Origin of the sequence: Ornithinibacillus bavariensis, from assembly GCF_018333235.1 — a bacterium.
Lineage (GTDB): Bacteria > Bacillota > Bacilli > Bacillales > Amphibacillaceae > Ornithinibacillus > Ornithinibacillus bavariensis.
Map to the genome: position 1 here is coordinate 150,823 of NZ_BORP01000003.1, position 17,901 is coordinate 168,723.

23 protein-coding genes and 1 pseudogene are annotated in these 17,901 nt (G+C 36.8%); 9 read left to right on the top strand and 15 right to left on the bottom strand.

Annotated elements, in window-relative coordinates; all coding sequences use genetic code 11:
- Positions 1 to 7 precede the first annotated feature (7 nt).
- From KI338_RS17755 to KI338_RS09415, 4 genes and pseudogenes are all read right to left on the bottom strand, one after another.
- Positions 8 to 325 (bottom strand): annotated as a pseudogene (locus KI338_RS17755) (GNAT family N-acetyltransferase); the annotation flags it as partial.
- A gap of 60 nt (positions 326 to 385) precedes the next feature.
- On the bottom strand, positions 386 to 517 hold the full coding sequence (locus KI338_RS17845) for a hypothetical protein (RefSeq protein ID WP_280530744.1): 132 nt from the start codon (positions 515 to 517) through the stop codon (positions 386 to 388).
- Positions 518 to 595: 78 nt separating this feature from the next.
- Positions 596 to 1,597, bottom strand: coding sequence for an HAAS signaling domain-containing protein (locus tag KI338_RS09410; RefSeq protein ID WP_212920752.1), 1,002 nt, complete (start codon positions 1,595 to 1,597; stop codon positions 596 to 598).
- Positions 1,584 to 1,943 (bottom strand): PadR family transcriptional regulator, encoded by a 360-nt coding sequence (locus tag KI338_RS09415; RefSeq protein WP_212920753.1) that lies wholly within the window; start codon positions 1,941 to 1,943, stop codon positions 1,584 to 1,586. Before KI338_RS09415 ends, KI338_RS09410 begins: the two co-directional genes overlap by 14 nt.
- A gap of 119 nt (positions 1,944 to 2,062) precedes the next feature.
- Here KI338_RS09415 and KI338_RS09420 point away from each other — a divergent pair, with 119 nt between their 5' ends.
- The 3 genes from KI338_RS09420 (at position 2,063) to KI338_RS09430 (ending at position 3,531) form a co-directional block, all read left to right on the top strand.
- Positions 2,063 to 2,659 carry a hypothetical protein gene (locus tag KI338_RS09420; protein WP_212920754.1) on the top strand — a complete coding sequence of 199 codons (597 nt, stop codon included), beginning with the start codon at positions 2,063 to 2,065 and terminating at the stop codon, positions 2,657 to 2,659.
- A 141-nt stretch (positions 2,660 to 2,800) separates the two neighbouring features.
- Positions 2,801 to 3,268, top strand: coding sequence for a YaiI/YqxD family protein (locus KI338_RS09425; RefSeq protein WP_212920755.1), 468 nt, complete (start codon positions 2,801 to 2,803; stop codon positions 3,266 to 3,268).
- 74 nt (positions 3,269 to 3,342) lie between these two features.
- Positions 3,343 to 3,531: a DUF4177 domain-containing protein gene (locus tag KI338_RS09430; RefSeq protein WP_212920756.1), complete on the top strand. Its 189-nt coding sequence runs from the start codon at positions 3,343 to 3,345 to the stop codon at positions 3,529 to 3,531.
- A 54-nt stretch (positions 3,532 to 3,585) separates the two neighbouring features.
- Here the strand turns inward: KI338_RS09430 and cypC are convergent, their stop codons facing one another.
- The gene (gene cypC, locus KI338_RS09435; RefSeq protein WP_212920757.1) at positions 3,586 to 4,845 is read right to left on the bottom strand and encodes a CYP152 family fatty-acid peroxygenase CypC; all 1,260 of its coding nucleotides are present in this window, start codon (positions 4,843 to 4,845) and stop codon (positions 3,586 to 3,588) included.
- 128 nt (positions 4,846 to 4,973) lie between these two features.
- Between cypC and KI338_RS09440 the strand changes: the two genes are divergently transcribed.
- The 5 genes from KI338_RS09440 to KI338_RS09460 all read left to right on the top strand — a co-directional run bounded on the left by KI338_RS09440 (position 4,974) and on the right by KI338_RS09460 (position 9,863).
- Positions 4,974 to 5,546, top strand: a complete 573-nt coding sequence (locus tag KI338_RS09440) for a TetR/AcrR family transcriptional regulator (protein ID WP_212920758.1) — start codon at positions 4,974 to 4,976, stop codon at positions 5,544 to 5,546.
- A gap of 104 nt (positions 5,547 to 5,650) precedes the next feature.
- On the top strand, positions 5,651 to 7,756 hold the full coding sequence (locus KI338_RS09445; protein ID WP_212920759.1) for an MMPL family transporter: 2,106 nt from the start codon (positions 5,651 to 5,653) through the stop codon (positions 7,754 to 7,756).
- Between the two features lie 101 nt (positions 7,757 to 7,857).
- The gene (locus KI338_RS09450; RefSeq protein ID WP_212920760.1) at positions 7,858 to 9,000 is read left to right on the top strand and encodes a conserved virulence factor C family protein; all 1,143 of its coding nucleotides are present in this window, start codon (positions 7,858 to 7,860) and stop codon (positions 8,998 to 9,000) included.
- Entirely contained in the window at positions 8,990 to 9,487 is a 498-nt protein-coding gene (locus KI338_RS09455) for a GNAT family N-acetyltransferase (RefSeq protein ID WP_212920761.1), read from the top strand. Before KI338_RS09450 ends, KI338_RS09455 begins: the two co-directional genes overlap by 11 nt.
- The gene (locus KI338_RS09460) at positions 9,459 to 9,863 is read left to right on the top strand and encodes a hypothetical protein (RefSeq protein WP_212920762.1); all 405 of its coding nucleotides are present in this window, start codon (positions 9,459 to 9,461) and stop codon (positions 9,861 to 9,863) included. Before KI338_RS09455 ends, KI338_RS09460 begins: the two co-directional genes overlap by 29 nt.
- Positions 9,864 to 9,975: 112 nt before the next feature.
- On the opposite strand, the gene KI338_RS09465 is transcribed toward KI338_RS09460, so the two are convergent.
- Positions 9,976 to 10,548: a biotin transporter BioY gene (locus KI338_RS09465; protein ID WP_212920763.1), complete on the bottom strand. Its 573-nt coding sequence runs from the start codon at positions 10,546 to 10,548 to the stop codon at positions 9,976 to 9,978.
- A 180-nt stretch (positions 10,549 to 10,728) separates the two neighbouring features.
- The gene (locus tag KI338_RS09470) at positions 10,729 to 11,115 is read right to left on the bottom strand and encodes a VOC family protein (protein WP_212920764.1); all 387 of its coding nucleotides are present in this window, start codon (positions 11,113 to 11,115) and stop codon (positions 10,729 to 10,731) included.
- 40 nt (positions 11,116 to 11,155) lie between these two features.
- On the opposite strand from KI338_RS09470, the gene KI338_RS09475 reads away from it, so the two are divergent.
- Entirely contained in the window at positions 11,156 to 11,491 is a 336-nt protein-coding gene (locus tag KI338_RS09475; RefSeq protein ID WP_212920765.1) for a DUF3889 domain-containing protein, read from the top strand.
- A 355-nt stretch (positions 11,492 to 11,846) separates the two neighbouring features.
- On the opposite strand, the gene uppS is transcribed toward KI338_RS09475, so the two are convergent.
- The 8 genes from uppS to KI338_RS09515 form a co-directional block, all read right to left on the bottom strand.
- Positions 11,847 to 12,557 carry an undecaprenyl pyrophosphate synthase gene (gene uppS / locus KI338_RS09480; protein ID WP_212920766.1) on the bottom strand — a complete coding sequence of 237 codons (711 nt, stop codon included), beginning with the start codon at positions 12,555 to 12,557 and terminating at the stop codon, positions 11,847 to 11,849.
- A 16-nt stretch (positions 12,558 to 12,573) separates the two neighbouring features.
- On the bottom strand, positions 12,574 to 14,037 hold the full coding sequence (locus KI338_RS09485) for a DUF4153 domain-containing protein (RefSeq protein ID WP_212920767.1): 1,464 nt from the start codon (positions 14,035 to 14,037) through the stop codon (positions 12,574 to 12,576).
- Positions 14,038 to 14,135: 98 nt separating this feature from the next.
- Entirely contained in the window at positions 14,136 to 14,768 is a 633-nt protein-coding gene (locus KI338_RS09490; RefSeq protein WP_212920768.1) for an HAAS signaling domain-containing protein, read from the bottom strand.
- Positions 14,765 to 15,097 carry a PadR family transcriptional regulator gene (locus tag KI338_RS09495; RefSeq protein WP_212920769.1) on the bottom strand — a complete coding sequence of 111 codons (333 nt, stop codon included), beginning with the start codon at positions 15,095 to 15,097 and terminating at the stop codon, positions 14,765 to 14,767. The genes KI338_RS09490 and KI338_RS09495 overlap by 4 nt, the downstream gene beginning before the upstream one ends.
- A 77-nt stretch (positions 15,098 to 15,174) precedes the next feature.
- Positions 15,175 to 15,741, bottom strand: coding sequence for a GNAT family N-acetyltransferase (locus KI338_RS09500; RefSeq protein ID WP_212920966.1), 567 nt, complete (start codon positions 15,739 to 15,741; stop codon positions 15,175 to 15,177).
- 11 nt (positions 15,742 to 15,752) lie between these two features.
- Positions 15,753 to 16,598, bottom strand: a complete 846-nt coding sequence (locus KI338_RS09505) for a DUF2785 domain-containing protein (RefSeq protein WP_212920770.1) — start codon at positions 16,596 to 16,598, stop codon at positions 15,753 to 15,755.
- Between the two features lie 117 nt (positions 16,599 to 16,715).
- Positions 16,716 to 17,285 (bottom strand): GNAT family N-acetyltransferase, encoded by a 570-nt coding sequence (locus tag KI338_RS09510; RefSeq protein ID WP_244853526.1) that lies wholly within the window; start codon positions 17,283 to 17,285, stop codon positions 16,716 to 16,718.
- Positions 17,286 to 17,355: 70 nt separating this feature from the next.
- A complete protein-coding gene (locus KI338_RS09515; protein ID WP_212920771.1) occupies positions 17,356 to 17,901 on the bottom strand; it encodes an HAD-IIIA family hydrolase in 546 nt (181 codons plus the stop codon).

A 17,901-nucleotide genomic window follows, 5' to 3' on the forward strand; every position in this document is an offset into this window, starting at 1 on the left:
TCTCACCTTAGCTGTTGGTAATTTTTATCCAAAATCTTCTTTTAACTATTCCATCTATGTCTGTTTCCGATTGATCCTCTATACCACCATTATTTAAAATAACCTTTGCAGAACCAATATTATCCTCATCACAGGTGACTAAACAATCATTGATCCCTATATCCTTACATTTAGCTAATGCTAATTTTAAAATTAATGTGGCATAGCCCTTTCTTCTTTCTGATGGTCGAACACTATAGCCGATATGGCCACCAAAACGAAATAAAAAATCATTTAATTCATGGCGAATATCTACCATCCCAAGTATTCTATGATTCTCATTTACAAGAAAATAGTTCGTACATGGAAGCCATTTACCATGACCATTTTCTCTCTTAGTTAATGCTTATAAATACATTTCATAGCTTTCAAATCCAGCTAAATCAAAGCTACTCGGTACCATTCTAGCTGGTCCCCACTCTTCCACATATTCACGATGCTCTTTCTCCCACTCTATAGAAGGTCTAACGAATTCCATTATCTTCCCTCCCAATAAAAACAACGAATTGATTATTTTCTATCATAATCAATTCGTTGTTTATTGGAAAGAAAAAATTTAATCTTTTCGTGCTTTTATGAACCCATCTACGATATCCCATACAAGCCCTATTAAAAATAAAGCTACAATGATTTTAGTGCTGTTTACCCAAATAGATTCTACTACTCTAAAGCCCTCCGAACCTTCCGTAACGAGTCCAGCCTGGACTAATTCCATCATAAAATTAGGATTCCAAAACGCCGGACCAGTAATTATAAAGAAGACAACGACTAATGAGAAAATGTTAATTACTGCCGTATAGGCGACTAATTTCATCGTCCATTTACCCGAAATTAGCTTTAAACACTCTTTCACTATAAAAATAGCCAATAACAGTATTACAAATGGCATGTATTGCGAAAAGCTTTCCTCATTTAAAAACGGCATCACTTGTTGGAACCCTGCATCACTAAATCGATATATTCCAAAAAAGTTACTAGAGAAAGCAAATAAAACGATAATTATTACATAGAATACAATACCTGTTATTGGCTCATATCTCTTAATCTGTTTTTTAGGATGTGGAATAGGCTGTAATTTAGTAGGATCCCACTTCTCAAGCTTTAATTCATCTGCCTTCAATCCCCCACCAAAATGGATAAGCATAAATGTAAATGTCACCCAACCAAGCGCTTGTGGAAAACCTGTTACAATGGTAACGATAAAGCTTACAAAATGATCTAAAATATTTGCCGGGTCTAAAACTGACTCAATGACAAATACAATTCCTAATCCAACTGACATTGATATTAATACGATCTTTAAGACAATTAAAAAGGGATCGTATAACTCAGGACCAATTATATACTTCTTTGTTCCACGATATTTTTGTGCCATTTCTCTTGGACTACCTAGTTCCAGTAGAACCTCATTAACCATTTCATCAGAAATATCACCTGCTCCTGCCCGTTCCTCCAACATATCCTCAATTAAACTCCTTAGTTCAGCTGCAATATCCTCTCGTTGTGATTGCGGCAATTTCTGAGTTACCGCATAAATATACCGATTAACCATCTCCATTTTTATCTACTCCTTTATTCGTTATTAATCCTTCCAAACTCTGGACAATACTCTCCCACTCCACACATAATTTTTCAAATACCTTTTGCCCTACTTCACTAAGCACGTAATATTTTCTTGGTCGAGCCTCATTCGTATCCCATTTGCTTTCCAGTAAGCCTTGTTTTTCTAACCTTCTTAATAATGGATACAATGTACCTGGCTCCACATGAACCCCCTTTTCCTCCAGCAATGATACTAGTGAGTAACCGTACTTCGGACTTGATAGCTGGCTTAAAACCCCGATTGTAATGGTCCCACGTCGTAATTCAAGCATTAATTTATCAATATGCTCTTTCTCGTTCATCCTCATCAACTCCTATTGTCATTATAGTGTATGACGTACACTATTGTAAAGTGAATAATATTAATAAAAAAATCATAATTGGTTTAACATACCTATTATGACCTTAATGTGTTCTGGCAATGGCGTTTTTGATTACCGATTTTGGATCCTCCTACCATTATTCGGGTCGCAATGGTGCTTTTGATTACCGATTTTGGATCCTCGACCATTTTTCGGGCCGCAATGGTGCTTTTGATTACCGATTTTGGATCCTCGACCATTTTTCGGGCCGCAATGGTGCTTTTGATTACCGTTTTCGGACCCTCGACCATTTTTCGGGTCGCAATGGCGATTTTGATTACCGTTTTCGGACCCTCGACCATTTTTCGGGCCGCAATGGTGCTTTTGATTACCGATTTTGGATCCTCGACCATTTTTCGGGCCGCAATGGTGCTTTTGATTACCGTTTTCGGATCCTCGACCATTTTTCGGGTCGCAATGGTGCTTTTGATTACCGTTTTCGGACCCTCGACCATTATTCGGGCCGCAATGGTGCTTTTGATTACCGTTTTCGGACCCTCGACCATTTTTCGGGTCGCAATGTCTCCCTTGCTTACCGGTTTCAGATTCTCCTACTATTATTTGGGATTCAATGGCTCCTTTGCTTACTGGTTTTAGCTATTCACTGTTTCAATACTAATTTATTTATTTCGTGTTTTGTAGCTCGTAACCTTTGATCTTATAATTACCATAACTGCGGAAAAGGAATAACGTTAACAAATTTGGCACCTGCCACTCGTTACCTCGTTTAGATAGATTGACAAATCCGTTAAAATCTAATTACATGAAAGTAGTCTATTTGAAACGGAGATATCATTATGAAAATATATGTTGACGCAGATGCAAGTCCAGTGAAAGAAGTCGTTATCTCAGTTGCTAAAAAATTCGATTTACAGGTAGTATTAGTCAAAAGCTTTAGCCATTTTTCTAATGAGGAAACAATGGAGGGAGTGGAAATAATCTATGTTGATACAGGTGCAGATGCTGCTGACTATCGTATTATGCAATTAGCTAAAAGAGGGGATTTAATTATCACACAAGATTACGGGCTCGCTTCGCTTGGGTTGGGAAAGGGTTGCTTCGTCTTACATCACATGGGATTTGCTTATACGAATAAAAATATCGATCAGTTACTTGAAACTCGCCACCTCAGTGCAAAGGCGAGAAGAAGTGGGCTAAAAACAAAGGGTCCTAAGCCATTTACTGATGAGGATAGGAATAAGTTTCGCTTCCTATTAGAGAATACTATTCGTGAAAAATTAACAAACGAAAAGAATCTAGAATAATCCGTTATTTATTCGGAGTCCCAAAGCGAGTACAATATAATTATTCTAGGAAATTATTGGAGAGGGGAACCACGATGTATGAACATAAATTTGTAAAAATAAATCTATCTACGTTTAAACTCAACCCTGAAGAGGATTATCATGAGGTTGTTTATGAACATGAAAAAAATGGTTGGGAGCTCGTACAAATATTTGCACCAGGTATCAAAGGATATGGAGTACCTTCTTTTTTCGAGCTTATCTTTAAACGGAAGATTGATTAATTCGTACTTTAACATTCCGCGGGAAGGAGGAAACCCCGCGGAAGGAGGTTTACTTTATCGCTTTTTTACCTGACTTATAACAAATCTACTCTGGGGAAGGCTTGGGAATCGTAGCATACTATATCGCAGATCCTGCTTTGGTACTTGGTATTCCATCTTATTAACGAATAAATCAAGTGCCACCTTCATTACTTCAATTGTCATCCACTCTCCGGGACAACGATGTCCTCGATAATAATCTCCTCCTCCCTGAGGGATAAAATCATAGAAGCTTTCCTCTCGATCTTTGAATCGTTCTGGAAAAAATGTATTCGGGTGCTCCCAAATATCCGGATGACGATTTGTTCCGTAAATATCTAGTAGAACCAGATTTCCTTTCTTAAAATCATGTCCATTCCAAAGAAAATCCTCCCGTACCCGCGCGGTTAATAACGGAAAGAACGGGTAGTATCGTCTGACCTCTTGTATAAAGAGTTCGGCATATTCTCCATCACCATTAATTAGCTTCTCTTTTTCTGATGGATGTTCATATAAGGCCAAGGCGACGAAGGTAATATATACAGAAATGGCAACAATCGGCCTTAGTATATTTAATAGCTCTACAGCAACGATTCTTTCATTTAATAATTCTCCATTCATATCCTGATACCAAGCCATTTTATAAAGGGCTGTATCCTTACTACCTTCCACTATACCTTTACGAGTTTGCTGGACGAGCTGTTGTAACCAGCTCTCTGCCATATTCCGCGACACCCTTCCCTTCCAATGCCTTACTCCGATAGCACCGGCACTATCAAACATTGCCTCTAATTCATTGGCTACTTTCCCTAACTCATCTTGCTTAACAGGAATACCTGCCCATTCACAGGCTGCCGAGGTTAATAGCAGAACCATTTCATTATAGAGAACTACTTCTTCATCATTTGACCAGCGGTCTACAGCATTGACAAGTTCTCTTTCTATCAATCGATTCATGTCCTCCAGTCTTTCTTTTGTCATCAAGGACATGAATAATTCCTTGCGGTGCCTATGCTTTTCATCATCTGTAGTTTGTATACTGTTCTCACCGAATAAGGTTTGGCGTAGCCTTTTTGGTGCTGCACCATTTCGAACGAACTTCTCTTCATCATAAAATACCTTTACAGCTTCCTCCCCAGCAATACAAATTGCCTTTTGTCCACCAAGCAGCCTTGTTTCAAAAATATCCCTTCCAAATTTATTTCTACGATTGGTTATGTAGTTATAGCCCTCTATAAGTAATTTAGCTGTATTATCAATTCCTTTATCAACTGGTATTTGTTCTCGGTATGGCATTCATATCCACTCACTTCTGCAAATAGTTTTATTTCATGTATAGTCTGTTTTCTGTTCGCAGCTTTATACACAAATACAATTATTTTACTCTTTTACGAAGTTCTTTATAATAAAGTAGAGGTGAGAACATGGCACGTGAACGTAAAATTTCTACAGAAGAACTTTATCAAACAACAAAACAATTACTATTAGATCGTGGTTATGATGGCTACACCTTTACTTTACTTGCTAATCGATTAGATGTATCAAGAGCAGCCATATATAAATATTATGAGAACAAGGAAGAACTATTAAGTGAATACATGGTGTATGAATTACAGACCTTCATATATAATCTTAAAATAGTAAATCAAGAAAAATCCTTTTTTGATCAGTTTCATGCATTATTCAACTATATCTTCAATGATATGAGCATATATAGAATTAGGGAAATTGGGATGCAGATTCCTACAGTCAACCAAAAGGTAGCTGAGAACAAGCAGAAATTAGAAAAAATGCATATTCAGTTGTATACTTTGCTTCAGAAGTTCATAGAATTTGGTAAAAGTGAAAATGTACTGAAAAAGGATCTTCCATCCAGCTTAGTTTTGGGACTTATTTTCCAGACGGTTAACATTCCAAATCTAGAAAGAATCCCCCATTCGGAGTGGGTGGAAAAAATGAAAGAAATCATGTGTCACGGAATGTTCAACAAAGAATAATTGACACTGGTGTAACTTTAATCAATAATAAAATAGCGGTAATACCGTTATTTTTCGCTCCAAAGTTACACATGTGTCACTTTATATAGAAAGGACTTTTAACCATGAGAAAATTGTTACAAGCTATAACAGATAAGGTTTCTACGAAGAGAGGAATGTGGATTACCTTCACTATTTGGATACTTGTTACGGTAATATTGACTGTCTCGATGCCAAGTGTACGGGATTATCAGGTTTCCAGTATTGAAAGGCTACCAAATGACATGCAATCCGTCGTTGCCAATGAAAAAATGTCTACCTATTTTGGGGATAGTGAATTATTACCAGCAATCATCGTACTGCAATCAGAGGGTAAGATTACAGTAAAGGATCTGGCTGCCATCTCAAATCAAGTAATCGAAGAAGTGCTTCATGGTGTAAAAGAGATTGTTCCATTCGGGATGTTACCTGAACAAGCAACTAATTCATTCTTCTCAAAGGACCGGAAGACAGCGATTATTCCTGTCAATCTAGACTCCAATTTAGATACACCTGAAATAAAGGTTACTTTAGAAAAAATTAAAACTATTATTAAGGAACATACTGATTTATCAGCCTCAATTACAGGACCTGCAGGGATTGCTGTCGATACAACTGACCTATTTACTCGGGCTGATATTGTTTTAATCATGTCGACAGTAGGAATTATCTTAGTTCTACTTATGGTTATTTATCGTTCACCATTAATTGCTCTTATTCCTTTAGTAGCTGCTGTATTTGTGTACCAAATAGTTACACAGCTTCTCGGATTATTTGGTAAGGCTGGACTTTTAATGAGTACACAGTCTGTATCGATTATGTCTGTCTTACTTTTTGCAGCTGTAATCGATTATTCCTTATTCGTATTTTCTCGTTTTAGGGAAGAATTGAAACAACACGAGGATAAAAATACCGCAATGAAACTAGCAATGCGCGGAACTGGATTACCAGTTTTTTATTCCGGTGGGACAGTATTCCTTGCGATGATAATTTTAATCTTTGCAGAGCTTGGGGATTATAAAAACTTTGCACCTATTTTCGGTACAGCATTAATCGTTATTATGATTGCATCGGTTACCCTCGTTCCTGCTTTATTTGCTATCTTTGGAAGAAAGTCCTTTTGGCCAGTCATTCCACGAGTTGGAGATACAACGGTAAAGCCTAGCTCCATTTGGAGTAAGGTGGGGGGCTTTGTTACCAGGAAACCAATTGTGTCTATTGTAGCCGTTGGCGTGTTTATCTTCGTTAGTGCTTTATATAATTTTAACCTTAAATATGAGTTCGATTTAATAAAATCCTTTCCAGATGATATGCCATCTAGAGTGGGTTATGAGATCTTAGAAGAAAAATTTGCAGCTGGGGATCTTGCACCAACTACGGTTATCGTTAAAGCAAACACCCCGATACCTGAAGAGAGTCAGCAAGTACTATTAGATAAGCTCTCTAAACAAGACCATGTCAGTAATGTAAGATTAGAAAGCATAACGGAGGACCAAAAGGTTGTATCGTACAGTTTAACCTTTCAGAATAGCCCATACTCCTTAGAGTCCATTGATGCATTAGAGACCATCCAAGGAAATACAGAGAAGTTACTCAACGCTAGTAATCTAGAGGGAGAGATATATTTTGCTGGTGAGACAGCAGCCTCTCTAGATGATCGTAACACCAATAATCATGACTTAGTCCTCATTGTATTACTAGAAACCATATTAATCTTTGTCATGCTCATTTTCTTAACAAAGTCATTTAAAATGCCGCTGTATATGATGGGTACGATATTAGTATCGTTCTTTGCAGCATTAGGTCTAGGATTGTTTTTAACGAATCTACTCTTTGGCATTGATACAATTAGTGACCGTGTGCCAGTTTATGCATTTATTTTCTTAGTGGCGCTTGGTATTGATTACAACATCATATTAGTTTCAAGATATATGGAAGAACGACAAAGACATTCTATAAAAGAGGCTACGCAAATTGCCGTAGCAAACACGGGCGGTGTAATATCCTCAGCAGGAATTATTCTAGCTGCAACCTTTGCAGTGCTCATGACACAGCCAATTCAACTACTGTTTGTGTTTGGATTTATTGTCGCTGTCGGAATACTAATTGATACCTTCCTGATTCGGGGAGTATTATTACCAAGTTTGATTGTGTTATTTGAGCGAGATGAAAAGAGAGAGAAAGCGAAGTAAAAAAGAATTTCCAACATGAAATTACTAGCTAAATAATGGATAGACTACTCCCCCTTTGATAGAATGAACCGTAACAAACGATATTCTAAGGGGGATTTTTCATGAAAATAGTTTCCATCGAACCAACACCAAGCCCATATTCAATGAAGATAAATGTAAATGTAGAAATGCCAGACGGAAAAACAGAGAATTATAAGCTTGGTGATGATTTATCACAAGCCCCATCGTATATACAAGCTCTTTTTTCTATCAATGGTGTGAAGGGAATTTACCGTGTAATTGACTTTATTGCCTTGGAGAGGGATGCACGCACCCCATGGGAGGAAATTCTACCAGAAGTTGAGCGTACACTTGGTTCCGTAGAAGCAGAAAGTAGCCAGCTAGTTAACACAAATTCATCTGTAGATGAGCATTATGGTGAGATAAAAGTTTTCGTGCAAATGTTCCGGTACATTCCAATACAGGTTAAGCTTGAAGAAGGTGACCATGAATATCGATTTGGCCTTCCAGATCGGTTTATGAATGCCGCAATTGAAGCATCTACCGCTTCCGACAACATGCTTGCCGAACGAAAATGGGTAGAGCATGGACCTAGATATGGTGAGGTAGAAGAAATCGGAAGAGAGGTAGTAGAAGAAACTTCTGCTGCTTATGATGAGGAGCGCTTACAAGAACTTGTTCAATTTGCATTAGATAATAAAGCAGCCCCTCCTCGTTGGATAAAAGTTACACCAGAAATGTTAGACCATCCCGACTGGCGGGAACGCTATGCCGCTCTTGATAAAATGGATCCAACGATAGAATATTTAATCGTGTTGGATAAAGCGCTTGATGATGAGAAGTCCTCCATACGTAGACTTGCAACAGCATACCTTGGCATGATTGGTGATAAGGCGGTACTTCCTCTACTGTATAAGGCATTAAGAGATAAAGCGGTCAATGTAAGACGTACAGCTGGTGACTGCTTGTCCGATTTAAGCTATACGGAAGCAATCCCCGAAATGATAAAGACATTAAAGGATAAGAGCAGATTAGTTCGCTGGCGTGCTGCCATGTTCTTATATGAAATAGGAGATGAGTCGGCAATTCCAGCACTACTAGAAGCTCAGAACGATCCGGAATTTGAAGTTAGAATGCAGGTGAAGATGGCTTTAGACCGAATTCAAGGTGGAGAAGAAGCTAAAGGCTCGATTTGGCACCAAATGTCCAAGCTGATTCAAAGGGGGAATGAAAATGAAGGTTAGAGAAGCAGGGCCTGCCGATGCTGGTAAACTTGCACAACTAATTCAGCAGGTGGAAAAGACCTCACAGTATATGCTATGGGAACCAGAGGAACGTGAAATTCAACCAGAAAACCAACGAAAAATGATTGAGAGGTTCCAGTTGGAAGAAAACTCTACCATTCTAATTGCGGAAAATAACAGCATGTTAGTTGGTTATTTATTTGCTATCGGTGGTGATGCACAACGTAAAAAGCATTCTGCCTATCTGGTAATCGGCATTCATGAGCAGTATAGAGGTAAAGGTGTGGGCACTCTATTGTTTAACGAATTAGACAAGTGGGCAATTAAGAATAACATGCATCGTTTAGAATTAACCGTGGTCACACGAAATAAGGCTGGACTTTCACTTTATCAAAAGGTTGGCTTTGAGATTGAGGGAACAAAAAGAGACTCTTTATCGATAAATGGGGAATTTTTTGATGAATACTATATGGCAAAGTTATTCTGAAGTTATCGTAATGCTGTTGATTTATAGTGGACTCATGACTTACTTTCTAGTGCCGTTTCAAAAGAAAACACAAGCACAAAATGACCAACTGAATCAGAAATCCTTTAAGTCTGTTTTTAAAGATAGTTTAAGGGAATTGGTTTTTCACAAAAAAGCTATTTTTGCTCTTGCTTTATTAGGGTTTTCACTACTTTGTATTTGGTTAGTATATGATGCCAATGAATCCCATTATAATGAGCACAGCGGTTACCCGCCAATTAGCACCAATTTAGAAGCGATTTATTCGATATGTGGTTTAATTATCTATACCGTTATTCTTTTATTCGTTCTCGGTTATAGGAGGACATTAAACGTTTTAAAGGTCCTGAAAAAGTAAGTATTTTTTCCAAGATAGATATTTACCTCAAAGCTTGTCGTTCAAAAAGAATCATCCACCAATCTAGTAAGTGGTGGATGATTCTTTTTTTATATAACTAACGGTACTCGTCTTAAACAGCTTTTTTCTTTTGTGTGACAACAAGTAAATTTGCCTGTAGCAACCTTCTCCTAACAACAATCCCTGCCCAGCTTGCTAAGAAAGCTTTAATTACTCCTACCACTAGGAAAGGATAAACCCCGGCTACAAGCGCTGCGTTCCAATTTAAGTCTAATACAAATTTTAATTGGATGGTTCCAAACGCAAGTGTGATAAGCATCCCAATAATATTGGCTACAAATGCTAACGGAATAGTAAATTTAGTTTTTTCTAATATAAACCCTGTAATAAAAGCAGCCACAATAAATCCAAAAACATATCCCCCTGAAGGTCCAACCAAAACTTGTAATCCAGCAGCAAATCCAGCAAACACAGGAACACCAATTGCCCCAATGGCCGCATAGCAGATCATCGCCAATGCCCCTTGGCGACTTCCAAGAACAACCGCAGCAATACCTACAGCAAGTGTTTGTCCACTTATTGGAATTAGTGGCAGTGGAATCTCAATTTGCGCTAATATCCCCGTAATAGCAGCAAATATTGCAACATTCATCATAACCCTTAATTTCCTACTTTGTTCATGCATATGTACATCCCCCTTTAACGATGTCGACAGCAATTGCTAATTTGGCTAGCTACCAGATTATAATATGGGTTTCTTTCATTTGTCAACCTTATAAATTTTAGGTTAACAATACATCGATTTAATATCCATGCAAAAAAGACCACGTTTTATCGGTGAGGTTGAAAGTAATTGTTCATAAGATTATTTTTTAAGAATTTCCTTAGCTCTATTAGCCTCTTCCTCTTTATTTAAATACTCAAACAAACCAATATAATTCCCCCAAGGATCTGAAAATGTACACCACTTAACAGGTACTCCCTCCCTCGAGTGTACCTCAACGTCTTCTATTTCAAGATCCCTTAATTTATCTCTCATATCCTCAATACTAGTAACGGCCAATCGAAGCGGACCACTTCCTACACTTGGTTTTCCCTCTGCTACTTGTAGCCAACTACCAGGAATTAGCTCCCATTCTGCAAATCCTTCATGTGGTATAAAGTCAGGTTCTTTTCCCAATAATAGTTGATACCAGTGTAATCCTTTTTGAAAGTTAGCTACACGTATTTGTATCGTTATTTCAAATACCATTACCTTCACTCCATTTATTTTATTAAGCGAGGTTGTAACAATGAAACAATTAATAAAATTACTACTATCTACTTGCATATGCTTTGGAATTTTTGCCATGGAACATACAATTGACCATGTTTATTCCCAAAAGGAAGTGCCTAGCTACGCCAAATGGGGTCGTATCGCCATGGAAAAGACAAAGGAAAGGTTTCCAAATGCTGAAATTGTAGATTACCTTCATATCGGTAGAGAAAAAGGGGTGAATACATCAACAGAAACCTTTAAGCTTTGGCTGGAAGAACCAAAAAAGGAATTTGGCGTTTTTGTTGATATTACCTTTAACAACCTTACAGAAGAAATAATTCGTATTAAATTTCGTGAGGTCTCTAGTTAAATATTAAATTATTCATTTTCGTCTTTTTTCTTTTAGGTTGCTATTATGGTTAATCTAATAGCCATATTATTAAATTCTGACGGTGTTTCTGTCTATTAGAGGACAGCTATTAGACAGTTTTCCTCATTTTTATTTATTTTTGTCTTATAGAAGGAGTCTAATAGACAAATTCACTCTTTTCAACATCGTTTTGTCTATTAGAACTGCTCTATAAGACATTTTTACCAATTTTAGACTTTTACTGTCCATTAGAATCCTTCTATAAGCCCTATTCATTATTTTAGTTCAATTTTTGTCCATTAGACAGGCCTGTCACACGAAATCTCTCTAAACTAGAACCTTACTAAAATTCTTCTCACCCAGCCCATTCATCAGCACAATTCATCCTTCGTTTATTCACATCATGAATTGCTTTTATTAACATTTCCCTTGTAAAGTCTGGGAAGAGAACGTCCACAAAGTATAAGTCTGACATAGAGGACTGCCATAATAAGAAATTACTTACTCGTTTTTCCCCACCGGTTCGAATAACGATATCGGGATCAGGTAAATTCTTAGTATATAGGTATTTCTGAAACGCATTCTCATCCATATCCTCAAGTGAAATGAGGTTGTTTTCCGCATCTTGTATAACATGACAGATTGCTTGAAGAATCTCTTTTCGACTACTATAGTTCAAGGCAAAATTTACAATTAGCCCAGTATTATTTTTCGTTTTCTCCATCGCCTTTACTACCGCATCACGAGTTCCTTTAGGTAAATTATCTACATCGCCCGAAATATGAATTTTAATATTGCGTCTCATAAATTCAGGTAGCTTTTGATTAAAGAATTTAATCGGTAAGTTCATTAAATAATTTACTTCATCCTTTGGTCGTTTCCAGTTTTCTGTAGAAAACGCATATAATGTCAAAATCTTTATACCTAGCTCAGCACTTGCATCAATGATTTTTTCCATTGTTTGTGATCCAGCATAATGACCCTCACTTCTTGTAAGACCTCGACTTTTTCCCCATCGTCCATTTCCATCCATGATAATTGCTACATGATTTGGAATTCCATTCATTCGTATACCTCCTCCTTTACTTTAATTCAAGTCCTCGGAGTCTCTCCATTACTTGCTGCCTTTTGAAATTATAAGACTGCCATGTATTTGACTCAATTTCATGGAGTATTTCCTTCTGTTCTCGTAACAACATCCTTAATTCAGGATAATATGGATCCTTTTCATATAAGGTGATTAATCCGTCTATTCCAGAGAATGACAATCCGTTTAAATAATAAATATCAATTTTCCCAGTTTGTTCATATCTCTCAAGGTTATTTTCCACAATCATTTCTTCCAAATTAATGGCATTCAAGCCAGTGTAAAAAATTAGGCCGGCAATCATATAAAAATGTAGTAACGAGATTCCCTCGAGCCATACTCGAATGAGTGTATAAGCAAAAATGACCAGCAAAAATAGCATAAAGGTGTGCGCTAAAATTCGGTCGATTGTAAAGCCGTAAGCCTCTTCATACAGGGTTAATCTCATATAGGCAGAAGCAAGCATGATCCCGCTTGAAACTATTAGTAGAGAATACATAGCCTTTATAAAATATGCCAATGCTTTTTTTGCAGGCTTAACGAATTTCAAGAAACATAAGAGTAAGGTCCAGTTTATTAATGTAACTAATATGAGCTCAAAGAAGCCTCTTCTAGCATATTCGGCATATGTGAAGTTCTCCTGTATTGCATTCCCAAAAAAATATTTAAATTGAATCACGACAAATAGAAGATAAACACTATTTAATAAAACTAAAATAGTGGCTGCCGTTATCCCGTCCCAGCTTGCTTGTTTTTTGTCTAAAATCGGTTTCACTATAATTGGGGCATATCTTTTTTTAAGAACCTGAAATGCTCCAAAGAATAATAGTGTTGCTATAACAACTACAAGGAAACGGAAAAAGCCTTCTAGAAAATTAAATTTAGTAATAAAGTTAGGTACCGTCATTACCACATTGCCAAACTTCTCATCTGCTAACATGAGTAAAGCAGTAATAAACAGTAATAAAGGAATACCAATTAATAATCCATAGATAATCCGTTTAATTGCTTGGGTCGTTTCTTTTTTCATTTGCTTAAACAAGGTACGCTTCCCCATCAGCTTGATATAACGCTTTACATAGCTAAACATCTGGGAGAACTTATTCATGACTTGGTTAAAAAAGGGAATTGAAATCCAGTCAACCTTATTTGGTGTTGTGATTAATACAATGTGTATGAACACCAGAATAGGAATTACGATAATGTTCAACAGATAAAAAGTTTCATTATCGTAGAACAAGTAGGATGCAGATAGCACCCAGATAACTACCATTAACAGTAGCCCGATACGACGATGATTAAACGTAAATCCAAATCGAAAATAGAACACTGCGTAAAATGCTGCTATAAAAATCGGATAGGAGATTCCAATCATTCCATGGAAAAAGCTTAATTCTGCTAGTATACCTAGCCCTAAACATACAATTAAAAATAACATATTTTTTTGGCGTTGCTTCATGTCACGTCACCATCCCCTTGTTTATCTATATACATAGAATATCTATGCATATAGATAAAAAAATTGTTCCATTTTGCTGATATCGGGGGGTAAGGTGTTTACACAGATGCTTTCCTTCCCCATCGATATCCAATCCAACTAATCGGATACAACACAATAGTTAATACCATACAGGCGATTATAAATGGGCCACTTAAAAGTGGTTGAAACCACTCATGTGGTATCAGTTTAAAGACAATCAGATACATTAGAATTAGATTGGGAATAATGGCATATGTAAATGTTTTACGAAGAATCTTTAGTCCACCACTACCAAATTCCTTACCAATTTCATAGCCAAGCAGACCCCAAAACACCATGTAAATCATAATAATGATGGTAGGTGCTGCTGTAAGCCTATCCCACATTACCTCTATCCATTCCAACTGAAAAACATTATATGCGATGGTTAGTGTTATTCCACCAAGAAAGATTAAGATATTTAACACAACAAATAAAATTTGCATCTTTTTTGGTGTTACCTTCGCTTCTTCTTTCCAGATTGCAGCAATTTCCTCTGGTGTACCCAGTCTCTTGACTATTTCTTCATAGGATTCATCACTTGAGATCTTCTCCTCCTGAAGAAATTCATACACATGTGATCGATACTCGAGAAGAATCTGGTCTTTATCGGGGTGTTTTCCAAGAACGTCACTTAGTTCCTGGAAAAACCGATCTTCACCAGCATTCACGACTCGCTTCTCCCAATAAGGTTATTCATTACTTGAACATAACGATGCCATTCATTTGTTTTGGCCTCAAGCATCTCCTTACCTTCCCCAGTTATTCGGTAATACTTCCTGGCAGGTCCTTTTTCTTGATTTTGCCAATAGCATTCGATATATTCTTGTTTTTCAAGCTTGTGAAGTGCAGGATATAATGTACCTTCCTTTATTTGCAGGTTATGTTCACTCCGACGCTCCATTTCCTTAGCAAGCTCGTAGCCATACATATCACGTTCATTTAAAAGCTGTAGGACAAGAAGTGATGTACTCCCCTTAACAAGTTCCCGATCAAACATATTCTCACCTACCTAGAATTATTAGGTATCTATACTATATAGAATACCGAGGTATTTGTAAAGCCCTATCTCAAATTTTAGGATTCTCTAACCTTGGCATACACACATGTATCCCGAAGCTCTTTCCCATAAACATCTAAGCTGTCTTTCCGTAATATCCCCTCTAGCTCAAATCCAATACGCTCAGCCACAGCTCGACTCTTTACATTTTTAACATCGCAGCGAATTTCTACCCGATTTGCATGAAGCTCGGTGAATGCAAAATCCGCGATTGCTTGAACCGCTTCCGTCATATACCCTTTTCCACTATGACGACTATCAATCCAGTAACCAATCTCGAATTTTCGTACATCCCAGTCAATCCGATGGAGTCCAGAATTAGCTATTAATTCCCCAGTGTCTTTATGAAAGACTAGTAATCTTAAATCTTCTCTAGTAAGGAATTTCACATAAGCTTCACGAATTCTAATTTCCGCATCTTCTTCCCTATCTTCTACATGTGCCCAAGGCATCCACGGTAAAAGCTCATTAATGGAAGCTTCTTTAGACTCATATACTGCCTTTCCATCACCAGGCTTAGGCATTCTTATCAGTAGTCGCTCTGTTTCAAATTCACTTGGAAAATCAATTAAAATCGGATTCATCATTAGTCCCCCTAAATATTGTAATATGGTTGATTAATAGTCTTAAGTGCTTGCTTAAGATAAATACGTAACCTCTCATGCTTATCCAATACTTCAAGATGCAAGACAAGGCTTTTTAAAAATTGCTTGATATTAGTACGCTGCATATAAAGTGTCTTCATATTTTTGGAATAATTCTGCTGTAATTCTTTTGTTATTTTATCGATTTTATCATACAAAATAGATTGATCAATCCCTCTATCAAGAATGGTTACCATTGGAACAACCATTCGTTCGTCCTCTTCAAATAGTAAATAATCCTTATCAAAGTACATTTTCCCCAAAATGGATAAAGCAATTTCCATTAATCTATCTTCTTCTAATTGCGGTTGCTTCGCTAACTCATCAAGTGCATCAGCAATATGTGCAATACTATGTGCCCAGCCTTTTTCCTCTACAAACCCACGAACATCCTCTTCTTGCTTCACATACTCCAATAATTTCACTGCAACTTCATCTACTTCGTCATCAGTTAAAAAAGAATTTTTGACGTTTACATGCAACAATACCGCTATAATCAAAGAAGAAAAAGATCTAGTAAAAACTGCATCCTCGCCGACTTCATCTACTTTAAAGAATAGGTGATTATCATCCAGACATATTTTCATCAACTGATTTAAGTTTGGTCTTGTATAGCGTCCATTGATGATTAAATGTGCAAAACTAGGATAAATCAAAGAATCTCTTAACTCTGGATCTGTGCTTCCGATATGTGTTAGCATTGCATTTGTTAATACCCCTAAATCAACTGTGCCAATAGATTGAAAATCTGTATTTTTGAATTCAGTTAGTATGTTTTTTAGTTCATTTCCGTTCAATTCATCACCCCTGTATGTATTAATATTCTAGCTTTATGGTAAAAACCCCTACTTTCTAACAATTTTATCAGTTAAAGTAGGAGTTCTTCATTATCTAACGGTTGGTAACTATTTCGTCTAACTCTTTTTTGTTCTGTCAAAATCTTGCTTCAACAGGGAATACACATATAAATCATCAAATTTACCATCTGTAAATTCATAACTTCTTAATAACCCTTCTCTAACAAAACCCAACTTCTCTACTAACTTTTGTGATGCTTGATTAGGTGGTTCTATCAATGCCTCTATTCGTTGAAAATTCATATGCTGGTATCCGTGGCTTATAATCGCTTCTACTGCCTCAAAAGCAATACCTTTCCCCCAATGATCTTTACTCAATTCAAAACCAATTTCAGTACGGAAATGCTGAGAAACGCCATTATGAAAACCACAGCTACCGATAACAGCACCTTGCTCTTTTAACGTAATTCCCCATCTCATACCTGTTTTGTTGTTTTGAATGGATTGATACCATGAAATTTCATCCAATGCATCGTTAATGCTTTTAAAAGGGTTTAATCCATAATACTTCATAACTTCTTCATCAGACAGATACCTCAGAATGTCATTTGCATCCTCTTTAGTAATCTGTCTTAATACTAATCTCTTAGTCTCTATTACGGGAAAATCATTCATATTTATCGTCATCGTAACTTCACCTATTTTTTTATTTTACATTTTAGTATTCTTGTTTGACTTTAGAATAATATCTTCTTTCCTATTGCTTCTTGTCAGCTGTTCCCAATTTTACAATCCAATTAACAGCTTCTAATAAATTTTCAGCAATATAATCCGGTTCAATACCTACCCATGTATCTCTGTATTTATCTAGTGAACTTTGTCCCCATCCGGTTCGTACTAATATTTTCATCGCTCCAACTGAATGAGCGGCCAACATATCTGTGGAGCCAACATCACCAATAAAAACCGTATTAGATAAGTCTAAATTATACTTTTTAGCTGCTTCTAACAATAATCCTGGTTTTGGTTTACGACAATCACAATCATCATTTGGACTGTGGGGACAAATGAAAGCATCATCAAATCCATATGCGATAAATTCATTATAAAAATCATCAATAGTTGCTTGACCTCTACTAATTCGATTTTGATTCGTACAGGCAAACGTTTTAATATTGTTATCCTTTAGAACTTCTAATGCAGTTTTACTAAACGGATATAGGTTAAAATCTTTCGGATGAATAAAATGCCCAGTACCACCAATTGTTCCATCACGATCAATAAATACTGCCTCAACATTCAT